We start from the raw sequence: 26,261 nt of genomic DNA on the forward strand, positions 1-26,261 counted from the left end.
AAAATGTGACTAAGAGATAGCCCCAGGCCGGATGCAACCATTTGCCTGGCTAACGTGATATCTCCCACGTAAGAGTGATGGTCAAAACGGGACACTAGATCGCGCCACAGTGCAGAATCCGGAATTTGTTCCTTTTTAAATGGCATGAACAAGGTGTTCGTTTCTTTTGCCTGCTCAGGCACCACACACTTTAGTGCAATCTCGCCGATACGCGTGTGATAGCAGTTGGAATCTTGCAATGTGCCCACCCGAATAATCACATCGAAACGCTTCTGGCTCAGCAACACATTGGTATTATCCGGTTCAATGTGTAGTACCAGGTCCGGATGGGCACGCTGAAAAGACTCAACCACGGGATATAAAGGACCATTGATCAAATTCTGCGGACACAATAAGTGAAATGCACTGACTTGCGGGCTTAACAACGCGGTGCAGTCAGCTTGCAGGGCCAGCAGCGACGGGGCCATTTTTTCATAGACGGCCTGGCCGTGAGATGTGGCTAACACACCGCGTGCTGAGCGATTCAACAGACTATAACCAAGCCGTGCTTCCAGCGTGGCAATTCGTTTAGAAATGGTGGGCGCACTGAGGCCTAGCGCATCAGCCGCTTTCGCAAAGCTGCCCCGGCGAGCCACCTCCACAAAAAGCAGCAGATCATCGAGCATGTGGTTTTCCTTAATCTTAGCTTGCCTATTCTGATATTCCGCTTCTGCTCGCGCTCGCTATGATGGGTATAAAACGGAGAAGCGCAATGCGAAAACTGATATTCACGACTTTATTTTCATTTTGCCTGTCGACACTGGTGTCAGGCTGGGTCACCTATGTCAATTTGGGTGTGGCGCCTGGATTTTTGCAGCACTGGTTCAAAGCGTTTATCCATGCCTGGCCCGTTGCTTTAATCACGGCTTACCTGCTCAGCGGGCCAATCCACTCTCTTACTCACTTTATTCTGGAGCGAAACCATGTCAAATGACACATTACATACTGAACACACCCCAAGAGATGGTGCAATCAACCTGGTCGCCTATATTAATCCAAAAGCCGCTTACTACCAAAGCTGTAAGTCTGCGATTGAGGATATCATTGAGATAACACGACAGGAGCCTGGGTGCCTGCGCTTTGAACTCTATGAAAACGCCGCGCAGTCTCAGCTGACTTTAATAGAACGGTTTGCCGAGCAAAGTGCGTTTGATTTTCATCATCGCCAGCCATACACCCAGGCGGTCTATCAACTTTATGAAAAGGCACTGGAAAAGCCCGCTGAATTGCATTTTATGAGCAGCATCAGCATATAGGGGGCATAAAGTGCCCGCACACTGCGGGCGCTCTGGCGCGGTCATCTTTTTTCAGGGCGAAGCGACTCGATCACCTGAGCATCCACCCAATAAATATCCCCTTCTGCCAAGCCGGCATCACGGTTAAAGAAGAGATATTTACCATCGGGCGTTACAGTGGCTGAAGCTTCCCGGCCAGACGTATTCACTTGAGGACCTAAGTTGATGGCCTCTCCCCAGCTGCCGTCTGTTTGCCGAAAGCTGATATACAGATCACTGTCGCCATACCCCTCTTCCCGCTGACCATCCCAGATAATATAAGAGTCATCAGGCGCAATAAACGGATGCGCATTGTACTTGCCGGTATTAACCTCAGGGCCAAGCGCCACAGGCGCCTGCCGCTGGCCGTTGAGCACCTCAGAAATACGAATGACATCCCCATTTTTATAATCGTCCAGAATATAAGTGCCTTTGCCGGACGAAGTCAGGCGCATGATCCCCCAGTCATCCCGGTCAAACATCGGACCTAACACCTGCAACGACCCCCAGCCACAGGCAGTACGTTCCATATAGTATTTTCCTAAATGCATGGTTTTCCCGTCCGGTGCCAGAAAAGGCCGTCCCACTCGCGGGCCAATCACCTGCTCATGCCATTGATTGTTGCGCTGAATGTAAGACATTAAGGTCCATTTACCGGTATCGTTATTCCTGCGCGTGAAGTAGAACTCCGTCATATCGGGCGAGAAGAAGGCATTATAATCCCGGTGTATGGTAGAGACCAATCCCGGGGCAAACACTTGCGGTACACTCCCCGGTTTTTTTTGCCCCAGATAGGGTCCGGTAGGTGCGTCTAAAGTCGATTTGGCCTGGTTCTCTGTACTCATTAATGATGCTGACACCAGCACCATCAGTAACATGATTGGCTTCATAGTAAAACTCCTTTGGCTAAGCCGCGATCACTGAGGTCACTCAGTTTAAGGAGTTCACCGGGTAAAACATGAAGTTTGCCTGATGTTTCGCTGAAACAATTAAAAAGCAATTAAATCAAAGGAAAAAACAAGAGTTAAACCATTTGCGCACTGCGTGTCTTACTCAGCTGCTCAAGGACATCGATTGCTTTGAGATACAACTCACTGGATTCTTTACTATGCCCTCCCATGGCTGAGGACAGCTGGTAGGTATGGCGCATATCATTCAGGAGTTCGTGTTTCTTGAACGGATCTTCATTCATCGAGGTTGGAGCGCCTATCGCCATCATTTCACCTGTGCCGATAAAACCGCCATCGAATAGTTCTCTTGATAAACTGCGCATGTCACCTGCCGATATATTGTGCACATCGTACTTGGCTGCAAGTGCTTGCCACTTATTTTCCGCTTGCCTGGCTTTATCACTGAGCGTGACGGTATCGCTTTTTGCTGTATCAGCAGCTGTTTGCGCGTTGGTCGCGTAACCCGTACGTGTTGTGTAGACCTGACTGGCGGCACTGGCGCCTGTATTTGCATTAATTGCGTTCATTTAGATGTCCTTCCATTTCACTGAGATCAGCGCGGGTTAGCTCTGCGACAAACCCAGCAGGCCCGCTTTTGGTCTTTCTATTTCACAATTAAAGGCAATTAAAGTGCCAGCCTCACTAGCCGAGCTCATTTCCCGTATACTGAAAGACCGCTTCCAGGGGTTCGCCAAATACCTTGGCAATCTTAAATGCCACTTCCAGTGACGGAGAGTATTTTGCCGCCTCAATTGCCATAATGGTTTGCCGGGTAACGCCAACGCGCTCTGCCAGTTCCTTTTGGGTCATCTCACCGGCCATAAATCTCAGTGTTCTGATTTGATTTTTAATCGTGCATTCAGCCATAAGGTGTCACCATGCGGTTTCTGATCAGCTGAGTTGCATAATTGACTAGTTCCGCCAGCAAAAAGGCGCCAACCATAATGTGTAACGTGAAAAACGGCAACGGCGCATGCTCAGCAAAGCCCATGCAGTTTTGCTCAAAAGCATATTGTCCAATCGCAAAACAGACCCCGGCCTGAAGCGTCCATAACGCATATTTATTGCCCACCAGCGACACCTGTTTTTCTCGTTCATCCATAGGTTGATCGACTTCGCCATCACTGACCAGCTCCAGCAGTAGCTGACTGACAATAGACAAAGCAACCGAAACACCCACAACCTTAACGAGCAGTTGGGATATCCAAACCCCACTGGCGAGCTGTTCTGCTGTTGCCATCATCAGACTGGAGGCGTAGAAATAGACCACAGCACCGGTTACCAAAAGGTCTAAGCTCAAAGTCAGATCCCGAAAGCTCAGCGAGTCGAGCAGCGCCTTGAGCACTTTCAATTTTTCATTGCTTGTCATGACTACCATCCTTAACTCAAAGTAAAAAATATTTGACTTTATACTGGTCAAAATCCCAACCAATGTCAAATATCTTTTACTTCTGGTTATAAATGCATGACATCACAACCCCAGATTGGCATCATCGCTTATGCAGAGTTGGATGCTCAAAGCCTCAATAAACGGGCCTGAGGTCGTCGATGATTTTTGCATCGACCCAGAACAAGTCGGACTGGGCTTCGCCTGCTTCTCCTTTAGGCTTAACCATTCTGTTGAAAAATAAGTATTTACCATCTGGCGTCACCTGAGGTCCCCCTTCTTCGGCGGCCGTATTAACCCGCTCACCCAGGTTAATCGCCTCACCCCAGGCGCCATCAGGCTGGCGGAAACTGATATAAAGGTCGGAGCTACCAAACCCCTGCTCCCGCTCACCATCCCACATAACATAAGACTCGTCGGGCGCGATAAACGGGTGGGCATTCCACTTGCCGGTATTGATTGCCTTACTGAATGCTTTTGGCGTCTGCCATTCACCCTTATCCCAGTTTGCATACCTTAATATGCCATTGCCGTCGCGGGTAAACTCGTCGAACACCAGGGTGCCCTTGCGCGACATTTTAAGGCCCATTATAGGGATTTCATCAAATGCGGGGCCGAGCTTTTTCATTTCAGACCACCCGTCTGAGGTGCGCGTTTTATATTGCTTGCCGTAAAACACCCTTTGACCATCCGGGCTGTAATATGGCGCACGACCGGTTTGCTTAGTCACGACTTTTTGCCAGCCTTCGGCAGCTCTTTTGAATACCACATGAGCCGTTTCACGCTGCCCTTTGTTCATCCGCCACCGAGACACATAAAGCACTTCTTTGTCCGGCGCAAAATGTACCGCATCTCCCCACTCAGATGTAGATACTAATCCCGGAGCAAACACTTCGGGCGTCAGTCCAGGTGGTTTTTGGCCCAGATAAGGGCCGTTTAATCCGGGCAACACACCTTGAGCATGGCTGTTGCTGCACAGCAACAAGCCCATAACGGGCACAAGCAACTTTAATTGTTGAGGCGTCATTCTTTATTCTCCAGATAAATGAGTTGATATCAGCCCTGACATTACCAATACCAGAGTCAAACACTGGATTGGGGGGTGATTTCTCACTGACTTTATTCTTCTAATAAATTAAAAATATATTTATCAAAGCGTTAAAAAGGTTTCGGGTGAGATTTCTTGAGTCATAAGTAGAGTAGCTCAGGTGTGATTAGCGGCTTCTGTGTGACAGATAAACCACAGCAGAAGGCAAGTAAGCACCGTGATATCAGCGGTTTTTTAATCTACGCTTTACAGACAGTAGATTGGGTAACTCTGTTATGAATGCGTCTATTTTCGTCCAAATTGCGGCCTACCGGGATCCTGAGTTACTGGCCACCATAAGGAGTGCTGTCGATAATGCGAGCGACCCGCAGCGGCTTGTTTTTGGTGTGTGCTGGCAGTATATCCCCGGGCTGGATGAATACTTGTTGTTTCCCTCTGAACTTGATGCCGATATCAGACTGGTTGCGGTGCCCGTTGAGCAAGCGCAAGGTGTATGCTGGGCACGCCATGTAGCGCAAAACCTATATCGTGACGAAGATTATGTACTTTCCATAGACAGCCATACCCGATTCGTCGCCGACTGGGACAGGCACATGATAGAAGAGTTAACACGCTGCCCGAGTGACAAACCTGTGCTCACTACCTATCCAGCCCCTTTTCGGGCGCAAACATCCCTCGCAGATACGCCCATTGCCCGATTAAAAGTGGGGCCCGTCATGGATGGCAGTGTCCGTTTCGAGCCTTTTTTTGACGCTGATACGACACAGCGCACAGGCCCCATTGCCAGTCACTTGTGTGCCTGTGGTTTTTACTTCGCACAGGGCCAGCTCAATCACGATTTACCGATAGACCCTGTCATGTACTTTAATCAGGAAGAGTTTACCCACTCGCTGAAACTCTGGACCTTAGGGTACGATTGCTTTATTCCGTCTCAGCACCTGGTATTACACCAGTACGGCAAAGAGAAACCCGTATTCGAGCAGCATGTACACTGGAATGACGACGCTAAATGGGTGGCGCTGAATACCCGCGCGCAGATCCGCCTGCGTGCATTGATTGAAAACACCTTTGACCCAGCCCATGACAGTTTTCCTGTCGAACACTTCCCGCTGGGAAAGGCCCGAACAACCTCGCAATACTTGTCATTGCTGGCACTCGAATACCGGGATGGCGAGCTTTTACCCCTGGCTAAAGATACGCAGGCGACGCGTTAGAGGAGCACTATGTCACTACCTAAGATTTCCTGCTTTTGCTGCACCTTTGGCCGCCCACACTTGCTGGAAGAGGCCATTGAATCCTTTCTGCGCCAGGATTATGCCGGTGAGAAAGAGCTGATTGTGCTCAATGACTTCAGCGGGCATCGTTTACTGTTCGAACACCCGCAAGTGACCGTTATCAACCTGCCGACCCGCGTTGTTCCTTTGGGTAAAAAGTTCAATCTGGCTGCCAGTTACTGCACAGGTGACATCTTAATGCCCTGGGAGGACGATGATATTTATCTGCCCTGGCGGCTCAGCGTCAGCGCCGCGCAGATCCGAGATGGCGTTTTCCATACCCGCCAGGCCTGGCTGGAAAACAGCGACCATGAACTTGAATATTCCGAAAACCTCTATCAGTGTAACCTGGCGATTGAACGCACGGTATGGCAGCAAACTGGCGGTTATTTAGAGCATGATGTCAGTGCGATTGATTTAGCGCTGTTTCGTGCGCTGGGAGGCGATAAACACACGCAAATATTGCCGCAAGAGGATATTTTTTATGTCTATCGCTGGCAGTCATCCGGTGCGTTTCATGCTTCTGAAGTAGGCGGAAATTGCGCTAGCATTAGCGATCATGCCGGCTATATTGTTAATCAGCTGGCCATCTCGGGAAAACTACCACTGGGAGACGTGCAGCTTAAGCCACGCTGGCAAAGAGACTATGTGGCACTCAGCCGATGTGCCAGTATTCCAACTCGCTCACCATCGCCGCAGTATGTGCCCGAGACGCAGCCAAATACGCGCCCCGTCACCCGAGGTTTTCAGGTTGACGAACAGGTGCTTATTAACAGCCCACTTCACGACACCTGGTTTTTACTCGACCCATTAGCAAGCACCATCTGGCAGGGGCTGCAAGCGAGCCAGTCGGTATCCGACATCGCACTCACGTTGCACCGTCAGTATGGGACCGATATCGCCCATGCCAAAACCGATATCCAAGCTATCATGGCAAACTTTAGCCAGGAAGGCTTACTGCGCGACTGGTGCGAACCACTCTGGCTCGATGTGGCGGGACAAGCCGTTGTCGTGGTCATAGAGCAGGACAGACTGCGCAATGACTTTAAGCGTCTCTTTACCCAGCTCCGATGTGACTGGCCCGTCAACTGGGATCACCTTCTAGAGCTGCGCGAGGAGCGGGAATTTTATAGTGTGTATCTGGATGCTCAACAGGATGCGGAGTTACTTTACGCTGATCAGGCTTTGTACCGCTTAATTGAATTGCTGCAAACGCTGCAGGCTTCAACCACACAGCACACCACTTATCTCAGCGGCATGCTAGTTAGGGTACACAATCAGGTGATTGCGGTTTGCAGCTCAGATCTCAGCCACAACTCTGTCAGCCTTGAGAGCCTAGGCGCACAGCAAGTCGAGGTCCTCAGCTATGGCCGCTTTCTGTTAACCAGTAAGGGCGATGTTCAGGCGGTTCGCGCCCCACACATAATCCCGGCGCAACAGCGTAAAGCATTGCACACTCAGCCCGTTACCAGCGCCTATTTTAATGGCCAGTTGCAGCATATCTGTGAACCCTTGCCTTGCGACGAGCGGGTGCGCTATCAGGTTGATCAATTGATTATTGCAACTGAACAGCTGCCTTCGGGCCAGCGCTCTGCCGCACAGACGTTATCAGTAATTTTGAACGAAGGGCTGATCCGAACCCCTTATTTGAGTCAGGCTCAGACAACGCACCTGATCAGCTGGTTAGCCTCTGCTAATCCCGTCGCGATTACGCCCGATGCTCTGACGTTCAGTACGCTGCCGCTGTGCCCGGATAAAGCCCAAAGCGATATCTCTGCGCTGTCTCCTTTGCAGATCCCCCAGTTTAAGCGCTTTGATAAACAACGCACTCAACTGACTTTGCCCGGCGTTTTGCCAACAAATCACCAAAGAGCAGAAAACAGACAGCGATATGCCCAAGTTAACATTAATCCCTCTATTGATTTAATTGAATGGGTTAGCCAAAAGCTTGAGGCCGGAGAAAGCAAGGCGCAGGTATACAGAGATCTGATTGAATCTGGCTACGCCATGGAAATGGCCGAAAAAGCCATGTATGGATTCAAACCTAAAATAAAGACCGAGCAAATAGAAGATGCCAGCCTGCGTGAAAGCACACACACCAAACCGAGCCTTTATTTTGCCTTTGCCAACATCGCCATCACACAGAACCCCAACAGCATTCGTATTGCAGATGTACGCGCACAAATCTACCGCTTTGAAGGGGCTTTCTCTGAGCAGGAATGTCAGTCTTTGATAGCCCGCCTTGAGGGCCACTTTCAGCCCTCAACCGTCGTTGACCAGCAGGGCGACAGCAATCAAGGTTACCGTACCTCCTATACCGCCTGCCTGGAACAGATCAGCCCCCAGGAAAACATCAGAATAAAAAATAAGATCAGTGCCCTGATGGGCATTGATAGCGCGTATCTGGAATCTTTACAGATCCAGCGCTATGGCGCCGGACAAGAGTACAAAGTGCATTGTGATTTCTTTCACGAGTCGTCCCCCAGTTACCAAAAATGCCTCGACAGTGTCGGCCAGCGCACCTGGACATGCGTTATCTATTTAAACGATGACTTTGGCGGCGGGGACACGCACTTTACCCAGCTGGATATGACGGTCACGCCCCGCACCGGCATGGCCTTATGCTGGAACAACTTATCGCCACTGGGTAAACCCAACGAATACACCTACCACTGCGGCCAGCCGGTTGAGTCGGGATTCAAATACATTATCAGCGCCTGGTTTAGAGAAAAGCCATTTACTAAAGCGCAATAATAAGAAAGCACCATTACAGTGAACAGTGCTTTGCTATGTCATGTTATGACGGTGGAGGTGGTGCCCCGCCAAAGGTTGTGGGCGGCGGCGGTGGCGGTATATTGCTAAAGGTGGTTGGCGGTGGTGGCGGCATACCTGTGGGTGCAGGTGGCGGCGGTGGCGTCACCACAGGCTGATCCGTCACATTTGGATCCGTATCATCCAGGTCGGTATCGTTATCAACATACCCGTCCACGTAATCTACGCAGCTCTGAATACTGACATCAGCATTACCAAAACCATCATAATCACTATCCTGATACAGCGTGTAGGGTAAAAAATCCCCATGGTTTTGAATATGCTTGTTTACCGCTTTCATTGATACCGAGATCACGTGTACATCGTAGCGACTGTGGTGACACACATCGATTTTTTCGCTTTTAGCAGCGACTTGCATCGATGTTGCCATAAGTACAGCCACAGCAACACGTGTTAGGTTGGAATTCATGAGTACCTCCAAGGTAATTGGGCACTCATACAGTATGGTCAATAATCCGACAAGTTCAATGCAAAAAGCTGAACAATCTTCTTCATAGTCGATTTACTTAGTCGCCTCCCGGTAACGGTTTGCTCTGTACACCCGCTATGAGCAGCTATAGTTAAATGTATCACCCATTCACCGAGCGATATTTATGGCTGAAACACGTGTCTTAATTACAGGAGGCGCCGGATTTATTGCCCACCACCTGGTGCTGGAGATCCTGCGGCGAACAGACTGGCACATTACTACACTGGACAGGCTCGACTACAGCGGCAATCTCAACCGGCTGCAGGATGCGTTGAGCGAGCTTCCACCGCCTGTGACACGGCGGGTAAAAATTGTGTTTCACGACTTAAAAGCAGCATTAAACCCACAAATTACTCAGGAAATTGGCCGGGTAGATTATGTCTTTCATCTGGCTGCAGGGTCTCATGTCGACAGAAGCATTGCCTATCCAATGAGCTTTGTGCTGGATAACGTCGTGGGCACCTGCAATATTCTGGACTTTGCCCGTACTCAGGATAGTCTAAAACGGTTTTTTTACTTTAGTACGGACGAAGTGTTTGGTCCGGCGCCCGCCGATGTACGCTACAAAGAAAATGACCGCTACAACAGCACCAATCCATACTCAGCAAGCAAAGCCGGGGGCGAAGAACTCGCCGTCGCCTACCACAACACGTATAAAGTACCCGTGGTGATCACCCATACCATGAATGTGTTTGGACAGCGACAGCACCCGGAGAAATTTATTCCACAAAGCATCAGAAAAATACAGCAAGGAGAAACCGTCACGATCCATAGCGACAAGACCTGTACCATCCCAGGATCGCGCTTTTATATTCATGCACAGGATGTTGCCGATGCCCTGCTGTTTTTGGTTGATACCAACTGGTCAGAAAACGTCGACCATGAACAAACCCTTTGCCCAAAATTCAATATCGTTGGCGCCAGGGAACTAAATAACTTAGAGCTGGCCCAGATCATTGCACAAGTGCAAAACAAACCCTTGCATTATGAACTGGTAGACTTTCACTCCTCTCGGCCGGGGCATGATCTGAGGTATGCTCTTTGCGGCGAAAAAATGAAACGGCTGGGCTGGTCACCTAAGGTGGATCTGCTTGATCGCCTGGAGCAAGTGGTGCATTGGACCTTGCTTAATCCCAGATGGTGCTAATCCCTCCAGATAAGAAACCATAACATTGGTAATTCAAAGCCGATGTTATATTCTGCTGATATTAGTTTATCCACCACCCGGGCACTTGTGCGGGTTTAAGTGATTAAACGGGCCGGACTAACAACAATAATAACAAAAGTAGCGCCACACTGGCCGAGTGGCAGTGAAAGCGCCAAGCGCACTAGGGATGTTATGACACAGCAATACTGGGTTGGTGAGTTTTTTATTGACTTATCACGTAACCAAATCACCGTAAACCAAGAGGTCAAAACCTTAGCACCCAAAGCACTGTCGGTACTGACCGTGCTGGCTCAACATCAGGGCCAGGTGATCAGTCAGGACGCAATACTGGATGCCGTCTGGCAGGATACCATAGTCTCGCCTAATACTTTGCAACGCTGCATTGCTCAGTTAAGAAAAGCACTGGGTGATGATGGCAAGGAACAGCATTTTATCAAAACCCATGCCAAGCAGGGCTATAGCCTGGAATGTGATGTACGCTGGCAGGCCCAGCCGCCAAGCGCAGCGCCTGAACAGCACACAGAAGACACGCAACCCGAACCAAGCCACACACCCGCGCCCGCGCAAATACGCTCCCGCTCGCAATTCGGATTTGCCCTGTTTGCCGCAGCATTCTTTATTGTCGGTCTCGCAGCTTCGGTATTGTTTGAGCCAAGTTCAAGTGAACAGCTGACGATCAGCGAATTTCGCCCTCTGACGGCCACCGATAACCGCGAAGTGGCCGGGGTGTACTCGCCCGACGGCGAATATATCGTATTCCATCGTTTTTCGACTGAACTTTGCCGTAACAGCATCTGGGCAAAGCGCATCGACACCCAGCAGGAGTTTCGCCTGACGAACAATCTGGATATCAACGGGCAGCATCAGTTTTCACCCGATGGTAAAACCCTGGCATTCGTGCAAACCTCAACCTGTGTGCAACCCGTCACCCAGAAGCTCTGTTATCACCTGATGACGCTGGATTTCGATAAAGCGTTGCAAACACCGCAAACCCCAACTCGTGTGCTGGAATGCAAAAACTCACAGATCAGAGAGCCGCAATGGCTAGACAGCGAGCATATCGCCCTGCTACAAAAAACGGACGAGCGCTGGAAGCTGATCCGCTACTCAATGACAGATAACAGCAGCGCGCCCCTGTATGAGGTCAGTGATGGCGACATCATCAGCTACGATTATTCCCGTAAAGACGGCCTGCTGGCAGTCGTGCGCCTGGGCGAGAGTGAACATTATTATCTCGATATGCTGAGGCCCGATGGCGAGCTGGTATCCAGTCACCGCATTCACTATCCAAATACCATTGCCCGGTTCAGGCCCATCTATCCCAATTTTTCGCCCTATGAAAACCAGCTGGCCTTCAGCACCGGCCGCCAGTTATATACCCTGACCTATCAGGGACAAGTCAGCCCGGTGACCCTGCCGGTTGATGAACCTATGGGCTCCCCCGTGTTTCATCCCGATGGTAGCCGTATGCTGGTGATCAAGGGGCAGTATGACAGTGATATTTTGACTATGCCGTTTGGCAATGATGCCTCGCTGCAAACGTCACAAGCGACAATCCTCGAGCGCTCCACCAAAGAAGAAAGTAATGCGATATTTCAGCCGGGCGGTGACCTGCTCGCCTTTAACTCAGCGCGCTCCGGACAAATGCAGATCTGGCTCAGCGACGGGCAAGTACCCCGTCAGCTCAGCAACTTCCCGATGGATACTTTTTTATACGAAACTCACTGGTCAGCCGAGGGCACTGAGCTTTTAACCAATGCCGACAAAGCGCTGGTTAAATTCTCGCTGGACGGCACTGCGCACGCCATTGCCCTGACGCACCCGGTAGAGCAATTGTTTTACTGGGACAGCCGCGCTCAGACGGCACTTGCCCAGCTCAAAATAAATGGGGTGCTCACATTTGCCGAGCTGAACCTGACAAACTCAGCCATACGTATTCTGAACGATCGCGAGGTCACCTGGGCGCTCAAAACCGCTGACGGCAGCCTGGTTTACACCGATCATATGGATCGCTTCTGGCGATCCGGTCCGGTTGAAGACGAGTTGATTGAGCCACTTCTGGATCAGGGCAGCGAGCGGCGCTTTACGGCATTTAGCAATACTCTTTATGGGATTAATGAAAATGCACAATTATGGTCTTACGATCTACACAGCGGTGATTTTGAGATCTTAACCACATTGGCAAATGAGATTGTCCGTATTTCAGCGGTCAACGATGAGCAGATCTTGTTGATCAAGCAGCTTACATCCCGAAAAGAGGTAGTAGAGTTGCTGCTGGCGGAGTAATAACAACTAAAGGTGTACATGGAAATATGATTTGGTGATGGGTGATTTTAGAAGACCGCTTGATCTACATAAGTAAATCAAGCGGTTTGTAGAATGGGGTGAGTCAGCCTGTAAGCCGGGTTCTGTTCTCTCCCGAGGGAGATCGATAATCATTCGTCTAGGCTTGGGATCGCTCCCAAGCTCGAGCAACCTACCCGGTTCCGATGCGGGCCACACCATAAGGAACCCTATTTGGTCTTGCTCCGGGTGGAGTTTACCTTGCAACCAACTGTTACCAGTGGCCCGGTGCGCTCTTACCGCACCCTTTCACCCTTACCGGTTCCGAAGAACTTAGGCGGTCTTCTCTCTGCTGCACTTGTCGTAGGCTCACGCCCCCCAGCCGTTAGCTGGCACCCTGCCCAATGGAGCCCGGACTTTCCTCCCCCTGATCATTTTCGTCACAGGCAGCGATTATCCGGCTGACTCAGGCGGGCGATTATACGCACCTTTGCCATAAAACGCAGCATTAATTTGCGTTACTTACCATTATTCCCCTTCGCGCTCGGCGATGATGGCTTTATACAGGGCGTTTTTCTTCAATCCGAAGTACTCGGCGGCAATGCCACAGGCTTTTTTCAGCGGCATTTCCCCTTCCAGCAAGCCGATCAGCTGCTTGGCTTCAGGCGTCATTTCGCTGCTCACCTGGTTTTTTCCTGGCAGCATCAGCACCAGCTCACCCCGCTGGCGCTCGGGTTCGTTTTCAAGAAAGGCGATCAGCTCACACACAGGCCCACTGAAAAAGGTTTCATAGGTTTTAGTCAGCTCTTTGGCGAACACCACCTGCTGTTGCTCACCCAGTGCCGTTTGTAAGTCAGCCAGGCTGGCCATAATACGGTGGGTGCTTTCGTACATAATACTGGTAATGCCAGATTCGTGCGCCTCTTTAAAAAAGCTCTGACGGGCCTGACTTTTAGCCGGTGTAAAGCCGATAAACTGAAAGCGATCGGTTGGTAACCCTGAGCAGCTTACCGCGGCAATTGCAGCACAGGCGCCCGGCACAGGGGTAACCTGAGCGCCAGCTTCACGACATAAGTTCACCACCGCGTAGCCAGGGTCGCTAATAAGCGGTGTGCCGGCGTCGGATACCAGCGCGATGTCCATGCCCTGCTCCAGCCAGGTTAGGATCTGCTGCGCCTTTTGTTTTTCATTGTGGTCGTGCAGCGCAAAGGTTTTTGCTTTTATGCTGAAGTGGCTCAATAATTTACCTGTGTGACGAGTGTCCTCGGCAGCCACCAAGTCGACATCTGCCAGCACTTTCAGCGCACGTTCACTGATGTCTTCTAAATTGCCTATGGGTGTGGCAACGATATACAGGGTGCCAATTTTGTCTGAGTTTTCGGCATTTGTCATTGAGCTCTCCAGGGTCAGTCAGTAAGATATCCACAAACAAAAGGTATGAGTAAAGGTTTGCGAGTGCGACTGAAAAATATAAGTCTAGTGATTGCGGTATTGTCGGGGTTATCGGCCTGTGGCACAACCCCTAAAACGGCATCAACACAAGACAAACAGACATTAGCGACAACCACCACCGCACCAGCCGAACAACTGGATGCGCAGGGTTTGTTTGATAAAGCCAGTCGTAAACAAGGCGCAAGTAAAATTCAGCTGCTGTATCTGGCTAGACAGGCTGCCATTGAAGAGCAAAACTGGCCCATTCTGGAACAGGCTTGTAGTGAGCTCGAAAGCAAGGCCAGTGTCGACCATGTACAAAACAAGCTGTATACCGCACTGGCCCGCCAGCAACAGCAAAAATACAGCAGTGCGCTGGCGTTACTGCAAACCTTAGAAAGCAAATTAAAGCTCCCTGACCATCAGGCCTGGCATCAATACCTGATGGGCAGCGTATATGCCGCTCAACAGCTTCCCAAAAAAGCCCTGGTACACTATTTCAACAGTGCGGATCTGGCCAATAAACATCAATTAAATATTGCAGGTCTGAACCAGGATATCTGGCAGGCACTGCAACAGTTGTCGTCTTATGCGCTGGAGCGTTTTGATCGCGGCACGGTGATCCAGCAGGGCTGGGTTAAGCTGGCCAAATATCATCAGATTTATCTGGGCTCGACGGTGCAACTTCACCAGGCGCTGAATAACTGGCAACGCCGCTATACCAGTCATCCGGGCAGTGAAATCATCCCGACGGAAGTGAAAACCACTCTGGATCTCGCGCCGTATGATGTCACCCGCATTGCTGTGCTGTTGCCCACTTCGGGCAGCAGTGAACGCCTGGGCAGAGCCCTTAAAAACGGTTTTCTCGCGGCGATGGATAGCAATCGGGTTGAGGAAATTTTCTTTATTGACGAAACCCTGGATGTGGCACAGATAGACAGGGAGCTTGGGCAAAGTCAGGCCGAGTTTGTGATTGGCCCACTACTTAAAAGCAATGTCGAAAAGCTCACCGAAAGTGCCTATTTAGCAACTACACCGGCGCTGTTTTTAAATACGCTGGATACGCCCGCCGCGCTTGGCAACCCCAACCATTATTACTTTGCGTTAGACCCTGAGCATGAAGTGGAGCAGGCAATGGTGCATTTCCTCGCGAAGGGCTATCAAAAACCTATGCTGCTGGCCCCGGATACGGCTTCCGGTAAACGCCTTATCGGCCACTTTGAAGCTCAGTGGCAACGTTACAGTGAAACCCGTCCTGAAGTGGGCTTTTACTCTGACAGTGAAAACATGGCCGAAGTGGTTGGCCAGCTACTCGAGGTCGACAGCTCCAAACAACGGATCAATACGATCAAGCGCATGTTTCATAAAGAGCTGGAAAGCGAAACCCGCTCTCGCCGTGATATAGACGCCATTTATATCCTTGGAGATGCCATCGAAACCCGCCTGCTTAAACCGTATTTGGATGTCAATGTCAGTACCTTTGCCGATCGTATCCCGCTCTATGCCAGCTCACGCAGTTACAGCAAGCAGATAGATAAAACCGACAAAGGCGATCTGGAAGGCCTGTTTTTCACCGAAGTGCCCTGGATGCTGCCCGGCGCGGTTAAATCGCAAAGCTTACGCGAGCAACACAGTCAACTTTGGCCTGAACAATCGGATATTGAACAGCGCCTGTTTGCCATGGCCTATGACGCGCTGAATCTGATCCCGGAAATAAAACAGTTAAGCAAAATACCTGGCAAAGAATTTGATGGCCTGACCGGCGCGCTCACCATTAAAGAAGCCAACCGCATTAATCGTCAGCTCAGCTGGGCACAGTATCATAAAAACCAGATCCGCCTGGTCAGTTTGGATCAGCGCCCGCCGACGCCGCTGTTTATGAAACAGCTGTATGAAGATTATCAGGCACAGCAGTAGACGATGTTCGGCAAGCTATTCAGTCATAGCCGGGAGAAAGGTCAGCACTATGAAGAGGTTGCTGAAACTTATCTCAAGAAACAGGGTCTTAAAGCCATGGCGCGCAACTACCTGTGTCGCTATGGTGAAATAGACCTGATCATGAAAGAAGGTGAAACCTGGGTGTTTGTCGAGGTAAAATTTCGTCGTAGTGGCGGCTTTGGTGGCGCAATCCAGGCACTGAGTCAAAGTAAGTTACAAAAATTGCGTCGCAGTATATATAATTATCTGCAACAATCTGCGTTGCACAATGTCCCTGTACGGATCGACTTTGTGGCAATTCAAGGCGATAAAAACCCAGATATCCAATGGATTAAAAATATTACTTAGTATGCAAGAATCAATAAAAGAGATCTTTACCGAAAGTATTCAAGCACAAATTGCCGCAGGTGAAGCACTGCCTGAGGTTTTAGAGTCAACGGCTTATGCCATTGCGCAATGTCTGATCAATGGCAATAAACTGATCTGCTGCGGTGTGCCCAGCTGCCACATGATTGCAGAGCACTTCAGTAACCTGCTGGTGAACTACTTTGAAACAGAGCGTCCTTGCCTGCCTGCACTGACCCTGAGTCAAACACAGATCAACCTTAGCAATGGCGACGAGAGCCAGGGCGCTGATTACTTCGCCCGTCAGGTACGCGCCATCTCCAACCAAAATGACTTGCTCTTTGTTGTGGCCATCGACGGACACGAAAAGAGTGTGATCAGTGCGGTTGAAGCCGCGCTGACCAGTGATCTCAATGTTATTGCATTGATTGGTGATGATGGTGGCGAACTGACAGGCTTGCTGGGCCCGAATGACGTAGAGATACGCGTGCCCAGCAAACGGGCCAGCCGCATTCTGGAAACCCACCTGTTTACCGTACACTGCCTGAGCCAGCTCATCGACAATATTCTCTTTCCACAGGACGCATAAAAGATGTTAAAACGACCTGCACTGATACTTTGCTCCGTATTACTGATCCAGGGCTGTGCCGCAGCTGTGGTTGCCGGGACCGCTGGTGCCGTTACCTCGGCCAATGACAGGCGGACTTTGGGCTCGCAAATTGACGATAACAATATCGAAATCAAAGGCACACTGGCACTCAAGCGTATTCCTGCACTGGCCAATCACGCTAATATCAGCCTGGTCAGTGTCAATGGCCACGTACTGATGGTTGGCCAGGTCAGTACTGTCGAAATGAAACAGCAAGCTCACAACACCCTCAAGGGCGTACAGGGCATTAAACGTATTTATAACCAGCTGCGGATCGGCAGCAACATCGGTATTACCACACAAACCAACGACAGCTGGCTGACCACTAAAGTCAAAACCAAGTTGATTGCCGATGACCACATTGATGGTGGCAATATTAAGGTGGTGACAGAGAACAGCGAGGTCTTTCTGATGGGCCTGGTCAATCAAGATGAAGCAGAACGAGCGGTTGATATTGCCCGCAATGTACACGGCGTACTGAAAGTCGTTAAAGCCTTCGAAATCTTGTAATAGTTAATATCTATGTATATAAAAAAACCTGCCAGAAGGCAGGTTTTTTTGTTGTCTGACGTGCTACTTTATCACTCTCAGGTGAGAGGCTTTCTTCGCTTTTTCAGGCGTTTCTTTGTCTGCTGAAGGGGCTTCAGCAGGCTCCTCTGTCACCTCAGTCTGAGCTGGTTCTTCTAAGTGTTCATCATCCTGTGGATGCTCCGACTCAGAGAAGATTGTACCTTCACCATTTTCACGCGCATAAATCGCCAGTACAGCACCAATGGGGACATAAACCTGCATGGGCTGACCAGAAAAACGCGCATTGAAGCTCAGTGCGTCATTGTCCATTAAAAAGTTAGCAGCTGCTGAAGGGCTTACATTCAGCACAATCTGCCCCTGCTGAACAAACTGACGTGGTACTTCAACTGCCGGATACTCAGCATCGACCACAATATGTGGTGTGCACTGGTTATCGACAATCCAGTCGTAGAAAGCACGTAATAGGTAGGGGCGATTCGAAGTCATTAGCTGCGGATCTCACGCTCAGCTTCTGTCAGTGAAGCCTGGAATGAATCGCGCTCAAACAAACGCAGCATGTATTCTTTGAGCTCTTTTGCACCGGCACCTGACAAATCAATGCCAAGTTGCGGCAAACGCCACAATAGTGGAGCCAGGTAGCAATCAACCAGGCTGAACTCTTCACTCATGAAGTAAGGTGCTTCACTGAAAATAGGTGCAATCGCAAGCAGCGCTTCTGTCAGCTCTTTGCGTGCCTGCTCGGCATCACCACCGCCTTGAGTGATTTTTTCTGCCAGGCTGTACCAGTCCGTTTCGATACGGTGCATCATCAAACGGCTGCGACCACGCATAACAGGGTAGACAGGCATTAATGGAGGATGAGGAAAACGCTCATCTAGGTATTCCATTATGATATTTGCCTGATACAGACCAAGCTCTCTGTCGATCAGAGTGGGAACTGTACCATAAGGGTTAATCTCATGCAGTGCCTCTGGCAAGTTGTCCTTTTCAGCCAGATGAATATCGACACTTACCCCTTTCTCGGCCAATACGATACGAACCTGATGGCTGTACATACAGTTTGCACCGGAGAAAAGAGTCATAACAGGGCGCTTATTGGCAGCAACGGCCATGCCTACCTCCATAAATTAATGACAAAGTAATAACATCACTTTAATACCAATTTTATGTAATAAAATCGATAAAAACAGCAATAGGGGCTAAAGCCCCTATTGCATCAATTGCTGGTAAGTGTCCAGATTAATGGACATCTCTCCAGTATTCTTTCTTCAGCAGGAATGCCAGAATGAAGAAGATAACCAGGAAGCCAAGTACCTTAATACCCAGAGCTTCTGATTGCAGGCGTGAAGGTTCACCAACATAATCCAGGAAGTTAGTCAGGTCACGAACTGCCTGATCATATTCATCCGCACTTAGCTCACCCGAGCCGTCTGTTGTAATGCTTTTCACTTTCTGAACTTTTACGCCGTGCTCTTCCACTTCTTCAAATTCAGCAGTGGGCACACCTTGTAGCTCCTGCAGTACGTGTGGCATACCAACCAGTGGGAACACTGAGTTGTTTACACCAAACGGACGGCTTTCGTCTACGTAGAACGACTTCAGGTAAGTATATACCCAGTCAGCACCACGTACACGCGAAACCAAAGTCAGATCTGGTGGCGCAGCACCAAACCATTTTGCAGCATCATCGGTATCCATGGCGTTAAGAATGTGACCACCGACTTTTGAATCATCAAAAATCAGGGTTTCTTTACCAATCTCAACCGGAATACCGATATCACGGAAAGTACGCTCATAACGTTGATACTGCATCTGGTGACAACCCAGGCAGTAGTTCATGAACAACTTAGCACCGCGCTGCAATGACGCATTGTCAGTCAGGTCGTTGTTGGCTTCCAGTAGTGGAACCGACGGACCCGCTGCCATTGCAAAGGTAGGCAGCAATGCGAATAAACCAATTAGTAGCTTTTTCATCATTTCGTCAACCTCGTTGGCAATGGCTTAGTAGTTTCATTCTTCGAGTACACAAACAGCAGTACGAAGAACATGAAGTAAGTTACCGTACAAATCTGTGACAGGATTGTTGAGGTCACAGTTTGTGGTGTTGCACCAGCCCAACCCAGGATGAAGAAGGTAACAACGAACTGAGCAATGTTCAGCTTGTGGATACCACTACGGTAGCGGATTGAACGAACCTTACCACGGTCTAACCAAGGCAGTAATGCCAGCATCACGATAGACACACCCATGGCGATAACCCCTAACAGCTTGTCAGGAATCGCACGCAGAATGGCGTAGAAAGGCGTGAAGTACCAAACTGGGAAGATATGCTCTGGTGTTTTCAGCGGGTTAGCCGCTTCAAAGTTAGGCGCTTCTAAGAAGAAACCGTTCATTTCAGGCATAAAGAATACCACCCAGCAGAACAGGATTAAGAAGCCAGCAACACCCAGAATATCTTTAACGGTGTAATACGGATGGAAAGGGATCGCATCAACGATGTCTTTCTTACTCGTGTAGTACTCATGGAATTTGAATTTAGGCTTGTCTTCTTCAGCAACAGTGCCTTTTTTACGCTTGATGTCGATACCGTCTGGGTTGTTAGAACCCACTTCGTGTAGCGCAACAATGTGCAGGAATACCAGAATAACCAGTACCAGTGGCAATGCGATTACGTGCAATGCAAAGAAACGGTTCAGGGTTGCACCAGAGATTACGTAGTCACCACGGATCCACAGTGTCAGGTCATCACCAATTACCGGAATTGCACCAAACAGTGAAATGATTACCTGTGCACCCCAGAATGACATCTGACCCCAAGGCAGTAAGTAACCCATGAAAGCTTCAGCCATCAGTGCCAGGAAGATCAGCATACCGAATACCCACAGCAATTCACGCGGCTTCTGATAAGAGCCGTAGATCATGCCACGGAACATGTGCAAATAAACCACGATGAAGAATGCCGACGCTCCGGTCGAATGCAAATAACGAAGTAACCAACCGTACTCAACATCACGCATGATGTATTCAATTGAAGCAAATGCGCCTTCGCCTGAAGGAACATAGTTCATTGTCAGCCAGATACCGGTCAGGATCTGGTTAACCAGTACCAAAATGGCCAGCGAGCCAAACAGGTACCAGAAGTTAAAGTTTTTAGGTGCTGGGTATTGCGCGATATGCATATTCCAGACTCGCGTCATAGGAATACGATCGTCAATCCAGTTTATCACAGCGCCGATTGCGCCTGGCTTATCAACCTTCGCAGTCATTATGCAACCCCTTCTTCTTCACCTACCAAAATGGTAGTGTCGTCAATAAAGGTATACGGCGGGATCTCCAGGTTCAACGGAGCTGGTACAGCCTGGAATACCCGGCCGGCCATATCGAACTTAGAACCGTGACAAGGACAGAAGAAACCATGTTCAGTACCTTCAACCTTTTCACCAAAACCACCATTGAGGAATGACGGAGAACAACCTAAGTGAGTACAAATACCGACTGCGACAAAAATCTCAGGACGCTTAGAACGGTGAGGGTTTTTGGCAGAGTCGAGCTGTTGTGGCTCTTCTGAGTTAGGATCACGAAGGTTAGCTTCGTGTTTTTTCATTTCATCCAACATCGCAGGCGTACGATACACAACCCATACAGGTTTGCCTCGCCACTCAACACGAATCAATTGTCCAGGCTCAAGCTTGCTGATATCTACTTCTACAGGCGCACCTGCAGATTTAGCTCGCTCACTCGGATTCCAAGACGCAATAAAAGGAACAGCAGCTCCAACCGCACCAACGCCACCTACGACAGAGGTAGCGATAGTTAAGAAGCGACGTCGGCTGTTGTCTACAGGCGCATTGCTCATCCACTTATCTCCACTATGATTCTCAACACTTGCTATATTGAGAACATCAGTTACAGCAGGTTAATTTTAAGAAACTACAAAATAGACGCGATCATAAATAAATCCCTTGATTAAAACAAGGTTATTCCAGCACCATGCCCGAATAAACCCACGAATATTAGGGGATTGGTTACTTCGAGCATGAAGCCGATTTACTATGATAAAACGTCATACGCGACCTTTCACTGACTAAGATCAAGCCCTGCAGGCGAGCTATCAAAATTTAACCAGTGTTTTCGCGACTCATTACTTGCCCCGCAATTGTAGCAAAAAAATGCGCTGAGATATCGTCCGAACTCGACTAATTATTATAATTATTGAACTTTTTTGACCATAAACCTGGTCGAGGGCTTGGATCAAAGAGCGAGGGAGAAAGTAGGCAGTGAAAACTGTGCTAATTTGCATATTGCCAGACACAAAAAACCCAGCACGAGGCTGGGTTTTGCAATTCTGAAACGTAATAAATTAACGTTTTGAGAACTGAGTCTTCTTACGTGCTTTCTTAAGACCAACTTTCTTACGCTCAACTTGACGAGCATCGCGAGTAACAAAGCCAGCTTTACGCAGAGTTGGACGTAGTGACTCGTCAAACTCCATTAGTGCACGAGTGATACCGTGACGGATAGCACCAGCTTGACCAGTTGAACCACCACCTGCAACAGTGATGTATAGGTCAAACTTTTCTGTCATTTCAACTAGCTCAAGCGGCTGACGAACAACCATGCGAGAAGTTTCACGACCGAAGTACTCTTCGATAGAACGCTGATTAATTACGATGTTGCCAGTGCCTGGGCGTAGGAATACGCGAGCACTTGAACTTTTACGACGACCTGTACCGTAGTATTGATTTGCCATGAGTAGTGCTCCTTAAATGTCTAGAACCTGAGGCTGTTGAGCCGCGTGGTTATGCTCGTTACCAGCGTAAACTTTCAGTTTACGGAACATTTCACGACCCAGAGGACCGCGAGGTAACATGCCTTTAACTGCTTTTTCGATGATCATTTCAGGCTTTTTAGCTTGAAGTTTTTCGAAGTTTACAGATTTAAGGCCACCTGGGTAACCAGAGTGTGCATAGTACATTTTGTCCTGAGCTTTGTTACCAGTTACAGTAACTTTCTCAGCGTTGATAACGATGATGTAATCACCAGTGTCAACATGTGGAGTGTACTCAGCTTTATGCTTACCGCGTAGGCGAGAAGCGATTTCAGTAGCAATGCGACCTAAAGTTTTACCTTCAGCGTCAACTACGTACCAGTCACGTTTTACAGTTTCTGGTTTAGCAACAAACGTTTTCATTATAAAAATCCAAAGTTTTCAGTTAAAACCACAGGTAGTCCGAATGACTACCGCTCTACTTTTTGGTGCTTTAACCCCTTCGAGTTTAAGACTTTTTTGCCGCTCAAGTCAGTGGCTAAGCCGACGAGGGCAATAGTAACGCAACGTGGCAGGCCGCGGATTATAGCAAGGGTTTTGCCACGATGCTAGGGGATGGCTGTTTTTTCCACAAAAAACATGCCATTCTCTGAAATAGGTGTGAATTGCCAGTTTTAAGGCGTCATGCATGCGTCATGCATACATTATGTACGCATTATGCAAGGTGCTCACGGGCGAGATACTCAAGCGACTGCATTTCCTGTAAGCGACTGATGCAACGCTTAAACTCAAAGTTCAGTGTACCGTCGGTATACAGCTCTGTGATCGGTGCCTCGGCGGAAATGATCAAAGTCACGTTACGCTCATAGAATTCATCGACCAGCGCAATAAAGCGCCTTGCGGCGTCATCGTTGTTCTGCCCCATCTGTTTTACATCCGACAAGATCACCGTGTTATACAACCGGCTGATCTCCATGTAATCGACCTGAGAGCGTGCGGTTTCGCACAAGGCACTAAAGTCAAACATCACGATGCAGTCAGATACTTTACGGGTCTGGATCAGGCGCCCTTCAATCTCAATTGGCTCGTCCAGTTTACCGGGTTCAGGCGAGAGCTTATCGAAGTACTCAAACAGATTGTCATCGGCTTCTTTGCCCAGCGGGCTGTGGAATATTTCGGCCTGCTCTAAGGTACGCAGACGATAGTCGATCCCCGAATCCACATTGACCACCTCGGTATTTTCATTCACCAGTGCAATGGCCGGTAAAAAGCGCGCGCGCTGCAAACCATTGCGATAGAGCTCGTCGGGAATGATATTGGACGTGGCGACCAGCACAATGCCTCGTTCAAACAGGGCTTCCATCAAACCGCCCAGCAACATGGCGTCGGTAATGTCCTGGACAAAAAACTCATCGAAACAGATGATATCCGTCTCAGCCTTAAAAATATCCGCAACAACTTCCAGCGGGTTTTTCACTTCTTTGAGTTTTTTTAGCTCATCGTGCACACGGTGCATAAAGCGGTGGAAATGCACTCGCATTTTACGCTCCGTGGGCAAAGCCTCGTAAAACGTATCAACCAGATAGGTTTTACCACGCCCGACCCCGCCCCAGAAATAGAGCCCTTTGACTTTGGGCTGAGGTGTTTTCTTCAGGCCAAACAGGCTACCCAGCAGGCTTTTTTTGACCGGCACTTGGTTGACCAGGTCGTCATACAATCTTTGCAGGTGCCTGACGGCATTTTCCTGTGCGCTGTCATAGTGAAAATCATCACGCTGTAAGTCTTGTTGGTACTTTTCCCAGGGCGTCATCATCTTTTTTATTGTCGAAGAGCAGTTTTATTTACCCGCTATATTAACACGCATCGAAACTCAGCGTATATTTAAGCTATCGAAGTCGATTATTTTTTTTGCATTCGGTGTGCCATCAGGTGACACCATCAACAGGAGTACTTTATGACAACAATCGCCTGGTTCGGGATCCTTGTAATAGTCGCAATCGCTGCTTTCTTTGCGGGCACATTGCTGACTAAAAAACGCTTCAAGCATGATGAACTGGAACAACAAGCGCAAGAAGCGCAGCATGCATTAGAACAATATCGCCAGGATGTCAGTGATCATCTGGCAGACAGCAAAAAACTGATGGCCAAGCTGGAGGAAAACTACACTCTGCTGAACCGCCACTTTGAAGAAGGCAAACAGCTCCTCAGCCAGGAAAAATCGCTGCCAAGTGAACCTTTCTTCTCTAAAGAAACCACCGAGCAGCTGCATGCGTCACTGCACATGCGTGATGAAAAACGCCGTGCCAGTGAACATACCCACGACGCGCCACCGAGTGATTACGTTGAGGGAGAAAGCGGCTTGTTCAAAGGAGAAGGGTCACAAAGTGAGCAATTAAAAGCCTCTTGATGAACTTTTTTTTGACCCCATAGTCTGTAGAAATAGCAATTGAATAATGGGTGATGCGCGAATGCGCGTCGCCCCACGGACTAACGCTGTTTCCAGGAGAATTCCACGACTATGAAACTGAAATTATCATTACTTACCGCAGCGCTACTTTCTTCAAGCTTATTCTTATTACCCGAAACCAGTCATGCACGCTTGCCTGTCGCCGTGGATGGCCAGCAGCTGCCCACCCTGGCTCCGATGCTGGAAAAGGTCACCCCCGGGGTGGTCAGTATTCAGGTTTCGGGGGCAAAAGAAGTGCGCCGACGCGTTGATCCATTTGATTTCTTTTTTGGTAACCCTGCCCCACGCTCTCAGAAGCGCCCTTTCAGTGGCCTAGGCTCTGGTGTCATCATTGATGCAGACGAAGGGTACGTGGTGACTAACAACCACGTTATCGACGAAGCAGACAATATCGTGGTCACACTCAAAGATGGCCGGGAGTTTAAAGCAGAGCTGGTTGGCGCAGACAAAGAATCCGACATCGCACTGCTGCAAATCGAAGGCGAAGATCTCACTGCCGTGAAATTGGCAGACTCTGATCAGCTCAGAGTGGGTGACTTCTCGGTTGCCATCGGTAACCCGTTTGGTCTGAGCCACACCGTGACCTCAGGGATTGTTAGTGCACTGGGCCGTAGTGGCCTCAACATCGAAGGATATGAAGACTTTATCCAGACCGACGCCGCCATTAACCAGGGTAACTCAGGTGGTGCACTGGTAAACCTGCGTGGTGAACTTATCGGGATCAATACCGCTATCCTCGGCGCCTCGGGCGGCAACGTTGGGATCGGATTTGCCATTCCTTCAAACATGATGAAAAACCTGGTCGACCAAATCATTGAATATGGCCAGGTACGTCGTGGCTCACTGGGGATCCGGGGTCGTACACTGGATGCCGGCCTGGCCAAAGCACAGGGTTTTGATGTTAAGCAAGGTGCCTTTGTGCAGGAAGTGGTTAAAGACTCAGCAGCAGATGAAGCCGGCATTAAAGCGAATGATGTGATCATCGCGCTCAATGGCGATAAGATAGAGAGCTTTGAGGAATTACGCGGCAAGATAGCAACGCTGGGCGAAGGCAAAAAAGTCAAAATCGAGATTTATCGCGACGGAGACACGCGTACGCTAAATGTCGAATTAAAAGGCCAGAGTGAGCAGCGCGCCGAAGCCGATCGCATTCACCCCAGTCTGCAAGGCGCGGTACTTGAGAGTGGCGAACGTAATGGTAATCAGGGCATTGTGGTTGTCTCTGTTGAAGAGCGCTCGCCCGCTGCCCGAGTCGGTTTGCAAGAAGGGGATGTCATTATGCAGGTCAACCGTCAGCGAGTTGCCTCGGTGCGGGATATGAAGCGCCTGATTGACGACATTCAGGGCAACATTGTACTGGGTATCAAACGCGGACGTGATTCGGTGTTCTACCTCATCCAGTAACCCA

General features: G+C 49.3%; 28 protein-coding genes and 1 other RNA gene. 12 read left to right on the forward strand and 17 right to left on the reverse strand.

The genetic code is table 11. The features are described 5' to 3' along the window. The coding region (locus C3B51_RS01335) for a LysR family transcriptional regulator (RefSeq protein ID WP_130243913.1) at nt 1-665 on the reverse strand (665 nt) is incomplete at its 3' end. An 86-nt stretch (nt 666-751) separates the two neighbouring features. Between C3B51_RS01335 and C3B51_RS01340 the strand changes: the two genes are divergently transcribed. After that, a complete protein-coding gene (locus C3B51_RS01340) occupies nt 752-973 on the forward strand; it encodes a DUF2798 domain-containing protein (RefSeq protein WP_125716809.1) in 222 nt (73 codons plus the stop codon). Next, nucleotides 963-1,295: a putative quinol monooxygenase gene (locus C3B51_RS01345; protein ID WP_130243914.1), complete on the forward strand. Its 333-nt coding sequence runs from the start codon at nt 963-965 to the stop codon at nt 1,293-1,295. Before C3B51_RS01340 ends, C3B51_RS01345 begins: the two co-directional genes overlap by 11 nt. Before the next feature lie 41 nt (nt 1,296-1,336). Here the strand turns inward: C3B51_RS01345 and C3B51_RS01350 are convergent, their stop codons facing one another. From C3B51_RS01350 to C3B51_RS01370, 5 genes are all read right to left on the reverse strand, one after another. Next, the gene (locus tag C3B51_RS01350) at nt 1,337-2,203 is read right to left on the reverse strand and encodes a PD40 domain-containing protein (RefSeq protein WP_130243915.1); all 867 of its coding nucleotides are present in this window, start codon (nt 2,201-2,203) and stop codon (nt 1,337-1,339) included. A gap of 134 nt (nt 2,204-2,337) precedes the next feature. Continuing rightward, nucleotides 2,338-2,790: a hypothetical protein gene (locus C3B51_RS01355; RefSeq protein WP_130243916.1), complete on the reverse strand. Its 453-nt coding sequence runs from the start codon at nt 2,788-2,790 to the stop codon at nt 2,338-2,340. A gap of 115 nt (nt 2,791-2,905) precedes the next feature. Next, the gene (locus tag C3B51_RS01360) at nt 2,906-3,130 is read right to left on the reverse strand and encodes a helix-turn-helix transcriptional regulator (RefSeq protein ID WP_125716813.1); all 225 of its coding nucleotides are present in this window, start codon (nt 3,128-3,130) and stop codon (nt 2,906-2,908) included. Further along, nucleotides 3,123-3,632 (reverse strand): hypothetical protein, encoded by a 510-nt coding sequence (locus C3B51_RS01365; RefSeq protein WP_130243917.1) that lies wholly within the window; start codon nt 3,630-3,632, stop codon nt 3,123-3,125. Before C3B51_RS01365 ends, C3B51_RS01360 begins: the two co-directional genes overlap by 8 nt. A gap of 154 nt (nt 3,633-3,786) precedes the next feature. Further along, nucleotides 3,787-4,677 (reverse strand): PD40 domain-containing protein, encoded by an 891-nt coding sequence (locus C3B51_RS01370; RefSeq protein ID WP_130243918.1) that lies wholly within the window; start codon nt 4,675-4,677, stop codon nt 3,787-3,789. A gap of 296 nt (nt 4,678-4,973) precedes the next feature. Between C3B51_RS01370 and C3B51_RS01375 the strand changes: the two genes are divergently transcribed. Together C3B51_RS01375 and C3B51_RS01380 are read left to right on the forward strand one after the other, a co-directional pair. Next, on the forward strand, nt 4,974-5,912 hold the full coding sequence (locus C3B51_RS01375; protein ID WP_130243919.1) for a GlcNAc-transferase family protein: 939 nt from the start codon (nt 4,974-4,976) through the stop codon (nt 5,910-5,912). Between the two features lie 9 nt (nt 5,913-5,921). Then, nucleotides 5,922-8,726, forward strand: coding sequence for a PqqD family peptide modification chaperone (locus C3B51_RS01380; protein WP_130243920.1), 2,805 nt, complete (start codon nt 5,922-5,924; stop codon nt 8,724-8,726). Nucleotides 8,727-8,769: 43 nt separating this feature from the next. On the opposite strand, the gene C3B51_RS23490 is transcribed toward C3B51_RS01380, so the two are convergent. Beyond that, a complete protein-coding gene (locus tag C3B51_RS23490) occupies nt 8,770-9,213 on the reverse strand; it encodes a hypothetical protein (protein WP_164519187.1) in 444 nt (147 codons plus the stop codon). 184 nt (nt 9,214-9,397) lie between these two features. Here C3B51_RS23490 and C3B51_RS01385 point away from each other — a divergent pair, with 184 nt between their 5' ends. Both C3B51_RS01385 and C3B51_RS01390 read left to right on the forward strand, forming a co-directional pair. Further along, a complete protein-coding gene (locus C3B51_RS01385) occupies nt 9,398-10,420 on the forward strand; it encodes a dTDP-glucose 4,6-dehydratase (protein ID WP_130243921.1) in 1,023 nt (340 codons plus the stop codon). 192 nt (nt 10,421-10,612) lie between these two features. Beyond that, nucleotides 10,613-12,727, forward strand: coding sequence for a winged helix-turn-helix domain-containing protein (locus C3B51_RS01390; protein ID WP_130243922.1), 2,115 nt, complete (start codon nt 10,613-10,615; stop codon nt 12,725-12,727). A 95-nt stretch (nt 12,728-12,822) separates the two neighbouring features. On the opposite strand, the gene rnpB is transcribed toward C3B51_RS01390, so the two are convergent. Together rnpB and rsmI are read right to left on the reverse strand one after the other, a co-directional pair. Beyond that, an RNA gene (gene rnpB, locus C3B51_RS01395) (RNase P RNA component class A) lies at nt 12,823-13,193 on the reverse strand. A gap of 59 nt (nt 13,194-13,252) precedes the next feature. After that, the gene (rsmI, locus tag C3B51_RS01400) at nt 13,253-14,116 is read right to left on the reverse strand and encodes a 16S rRNA (cytidine(1402)-2'-O)-methyltransferase (protein ID WP_130243923.1); all 864 of its coding nucleotides are present in this window, start codon (nt 14,114-14,116) and stop codon (nt 13,253-13,255) included. Nucleotides 14,117-14,179: 63 nt separating this feature from the next. Between rsmI and C3B51_RS01405 the strand changes: the two genes are divergently transcribed. Genes C3B51_RS01405 through dolP form a run of 4 tightly spaced genes read left to right on the forward strand, consistent with a single transcriptional unit; the run spans nt 14,180 to nt 17,597 of the window. Continuing rightward, entirely contained in the window at nt 14,180-16,072 is a 1,893-nt protein-coding gene (locus tag C3B51_RS01405) for a penicillin-binding protein activator (protein WP_130243924.1), read from the forward strand. A gap of 3 nt (nt 16,073-16,075) precedes the next feature. Continuing rightward, nucleotides 16,076-16,441 (forward strand): YraN family protein, encoded by a 366-nt coding sequence (locus tag C3B51_RS01410; RefSeq protein WP_130243925.1) that lies wholly within the window; start codon nt 16,076-16,078, stop codon nt 16,439-16,441. Between the two features lies 1 nt (nt 16,442). After that, entirely contained in the window at nt 16,443-17,027 is a 585-nt protein-coding gene (locus C3B51_RS01415; protein ID WP_046005342.1) for an SIS domain-containing protein, read from the forward strand. Between the two features lie 3 nt (nt 17,028-17,030). Then, nucleotides 17,031-17,597 carry a division/outer membrane stress-associated lipid-binding lipoprotein gene (gene dolP / locus C3B51_RS01420; protein WP_046005341.1) on the forward strand — a complete coding sequence of 189 codons (567 nt, stop codon included), beginning with the start codon at nt 17,031-17,033 and terminating at the stop codon, nt 17,595-17,597. A 63-nt stretch (nt 17,598-17,660) separates the two neighbouring features. Here dolP and C3B51_RS01425 read toward each other — a convergent pair whose 3' ends face one another. From C3B51_RS01425 to zapE, 8 genes are all read right to left on the reverse strand, one after another. Then, nucleotides 17,661-18,104, reverse strand: coding sequence for a ClpXP protease specificity-enhancing factor (locus tag C3B51_RS01425; RefSeq protein ID WP_130243926.1), 444 nt, complete (start codon nt 18,102-18,104; stop codon nt 17,661-17,663). Next, on the reverse strand, nt 18,104-18,730 hold the full coding sequence (gene sspA / locus C3B51_RS01430; protein WP_046005339.1) for a stringent starvation protein SspA: 627 nt from the start codon (nt 18,728-18,730) through the stop codon (nt 18,104-18,106). The genes C3B51_RS01425 and sspA overlap by 1 nt, the downstream gene beginning before the upstream one ends. Before the next feature lie 127 nt (nt 18,731-18,857). Then, nucleotides 18,858-19,595 carry a cytochrome c1 gene (locus C3B51_RS01435; protein ID WP_130243927.1) on the reverse strand — a complete coding sequence of 246 codons (738 nt, stop codon included), beginning with the start codon at nt 19,593-19,595 and terminating at the stop codon, nt 18,858-18,860. Next, a complete protein-coding gene (locus tag C3B51_RS01440) occupies nt 19,592-20,884 on the reverse strand; it encodes a cytochrome b (protein ID WP_046005337.1) in 1,293 nt (430 codons plus the stop codon). Before C3B51_RS01440 ends, C3B51_RS01435 begins: the two co-directional genes overlap by 4 nt. After that, the gene (gene petA / locus C3B51_RS01445; RefSeq protein WP_125716825.1) at nt 20,884-21,474 is read right to left on the reverse strand and encodes a ubiquinol-cytochrome c reductase iron-sulfur subunit; all 591 of its coding nucleotides are present in this window, start codon (nt 21,472-21,474) and stop codon (nt 20,884-20,886) included. Before petA ends, C3B51_RS01440 begins: the two co-directional genes overlap by 1 nt. A 504-nt stretch (nt 21,475-21,978) precedes the next feature. Further along, nucleotides 21,979-22,368, reverse strand: a complete 390-nt coding sequence (gene rpsI, locus C3B51_RS01450) for a 30S ribosomal protein S9 (protein ID WP_046005335.1) — start codon at nt 22,366-22,368, stop codon at nt 21,979-21,981. A gap of 12 nt (nt 22,369-22,380) precedes the next feature. Then, entirely contained in the window at nt 22,381-22,809 is a 429-nt protein-coding gene (rplM, locus tag C3B51_RS01455) for a 50S ribosomal protein L13 (RefSeq protein WP_010386604.1), read from the reverse strand. A gap of 292 nt (nt 22,810-23,101) precedes the next feature. Continuing rightward, nucleotides 23,102-24,196 (reverse strand): cell division protein ZapE, encoded by a 1,095-nt coding sequence (gene zapE, locus C3B51_RS01460; RefSeq protein ID WP_125716906.1) that lies wholly within the window; start codon nt 24,194-24,196, stop codon nt 23,102-23,104. A gap of 144 nt (nt 24,197-24,340) precedes the next feature. Here zapE and C3B51_RS01465 point away from each other — a divergent pair, with 144 nt between their 5' ends. Then, nucleotides 24,341-24,793, forward strand: coding sequence for a YhcB family protein (locus C3B51_RS01465; RefSeq protein WP_125716826.1), 453 nt, complete (start codon nt 24,341-24,343; stop codon nt 24,791-24,793). Nucleotides 24,794-24,904: 111 nt separating this feature from the next. After that, nucleotides 24,905-26,257 (forward strand): DegQ family serine endoprotease, encoded by a 1,353-nt coding sequence (locus tag C3B51_RS01470; RefSeq protein ID WP_125716827.1) that lies wholly within the window; start codon nt 24,905-24,907, stop codon nt 26,255-26,257. The last annotated feature ends 4 nt before the right edge of the window (nt 26,258-26,261 follow it).

Source organism: Pseudoalteromonas rubra (assembly GCF_004212645.1).
In the GTDB taxonomy this organism is placed as follows: Bacteria; Pseudomonadota; Gammaproteobacteria; order Enterobacterales; family Alteromonadaceae; genus Pseudoalteromonas; species Pseudoalteromonas rubra_G.

What these genes read in the sequence shown, in the direction of transcription:
- C3B51_RS01340 (WP_125716809.1), top strand. Translation starts at nt 752, where the DNA reads ATGCGAAAACTGATATTCACGACTTTATTTTCATTTTGCCTGTCGACA.
- C3B51_RS01345 (WP_130243914.1), top strand. Translation starts at nt 963, where the DNA reads ATGTCAAATGACACATTACATACTGAACACACCCCAAGAGATGGTGCA.
- C3B51_RS01350 (WP_130243915.1), bottom strand. Translation starts at nt 2,203, where the DNA reads ATGAAGCCAATCATGTTACTGATGGTGCTGGTGTCAGCATCATTAATG.
- C3B51_RS01355 (WP_130243916.1), bottom strand. Translation starts at nt 2,790, where the DNA reads ATGAACGCAATTAATGCAAATACAGGCGCCAGTGCCGCCAGTCAGGTC.
- C3B51_RS01360 (WP_125716813.1), bottom strand. Translation starts at nt 3,130, where the DNA reads ATGGCTGAATGCACGATTAAAAATCAAATCAGAACACTGAGATTTATG.
- C3B51_RS01365 (WP_130243917.1), bottom strand. Translation starts at nt 3,632, where the DNA reads ATGACAAGCAATGAAAAATTGAAAGTGCTCAAGGCGCTGCTCGACTCG.
- C3B51_RS01370 (WP_130243918.1), bottom strand. Translation starts at nt 4,677, where the DNA reads ATGACGCCTCAACAATTAAAGTTGCTTGTGCCCGTTATGGGCTTGTTG.
- C3B51_RS01375 (WP_130243919.1), top strand. Translation starts at nt 4,974, where the DNA reads ATGAATGCGTCTATTTTCGTCCAAATTGCGGCCTACCGGGATCCTGAG.
- C3B51_RS01380 (WP_130243920.1), top strand. Translation starts at nt 5,922, where the DNA reads ATGTCACTACCTAAGATTTCCTGCTTTTGCTGCACCTTTGGCCGCCCA.
- C3B51_RS23490 (WP_164519187.1), bottom strand. Translation starts at nt 9,213, where the DNA reads ATGAATTCCAACCTAACACGTGTTGCTGTGGCTGTACTTATGGCAACA.
- C3B51_RS01385 (WP_130243921.1), top strand. Translation starts at nt 9,398, where the DNA reads ATGGCTGAAACACGTGTCTTAATTACAGGAGGCGCCGGATTTATTGCC.
- C3B51_RS01390 (WP_130243922.1), top strand. Translation starts at nt 10,613, where the DNA reads ATGACACAGCAATACTGGGTTGGTGAGTTTTTTATTGACTTATCACGT.
- rsmI (WP_130243923.1), bottom strand. Translation starts at nt 14,116, where the DNA reads ATGACAAATGCCGAAAACTCAGACAAAATTGGCACCCTGTATATCGTT.
- C3B51_RS01410 (WP_130243925.1), top strand. Translation starts at nt 16,076, where the DNA reads ATGTTCGGCAAGCTATTCAGTCATAGCCGGGAGAAAGGTCAGCACTAT.
- C3B51_RS01415 (WP_046005342.1), top strand. Translation starts at nt 16,443, where the DNA reads ATGCAAGAATCAATAAAAGAGATCTTTACCGAAAGTATTCAAGCACAA.
- dolP (WP_046005341.1), top strand. Translation starts at nt 17,031, where the DNA reads ATGTTAAAACGACCTGCACTGATACTTTGCTCCGTATTACTGATCCAG.
- C3B51_RS01425 (WP_130243926.1), bottom strand. Translation starts at nt 18,104, where the DNA reads ATGACTTCGAATCGCCCCTACCTATTACGTGCTTTCTACGACTGGATT.
- sspA (WP_046005339.1), bottom strand. Translation starts at nt 18,730, where the DNA reads ATGGCCGTTGCTGCCAATAAGCGCCCTGTTATGACTCTTTTCTCCGGT.
- C3B51_RS01435 (WP_130243927.1), bottom strand. Translation starts at nt 19,595, where the DNA reads ATGATGAAAAAGCTACTAATTGGTTTATTCGCATTGCTGCCTACCTTT.
- C3B51_RS01440 (WP_046005337.1), bottom strand. Translation starts at nt 20,884, where the DNA reads ATGACTGCGAAGGTTGATAAGCCAGGCGCAATCGGCGCTGTGATAAAC.
- petA (WP_125716825.1), bottom strand. Translation starts at nt 21,474, where the DNA reads ATGAGCAATGCGCCTGTAGACAACAGCCGACGTCGCTTCTTAACTATC.
- rpsI (WP_046005335.1), bottom strand. Translation starts at nt 22,368, where the DNA reads ATGGCAAATCAATACTACGGTACAGGTCGTCGTAAAAGTTCAAGTGCT.
- rplM (WP_010386604.1), bottom strand. Translation starts at nt 22,809, where the DNA reads ATGAAAACGTTTGTTGCTAAACCAGAAACTGTAAAACGTGACTGGTAC.
- zapE (WP_125716906.1), bottom strand. Translation starts at nt 24,196, where the DNA reads ATGACGCCCTGGGAAAAGTACCAACAAGACTTACAGCGTGATGATTTT.
- C3B51_RS01465 (WP_125716826.1), top strand. Translation starts at nt 24,341, where the DNA reads ATGACAACAATCGCCTGGTTCGGGATCCTTGTAATAGTCGCAATCGCT.
- C3B51_RS01470 (WP_125716827.1), top strand. Translation starts at nt 24,905, where the DNA reads ATGAAACTGAAATTATCATTACTTACCGCAGCGCTACTTTCTTCAAGC.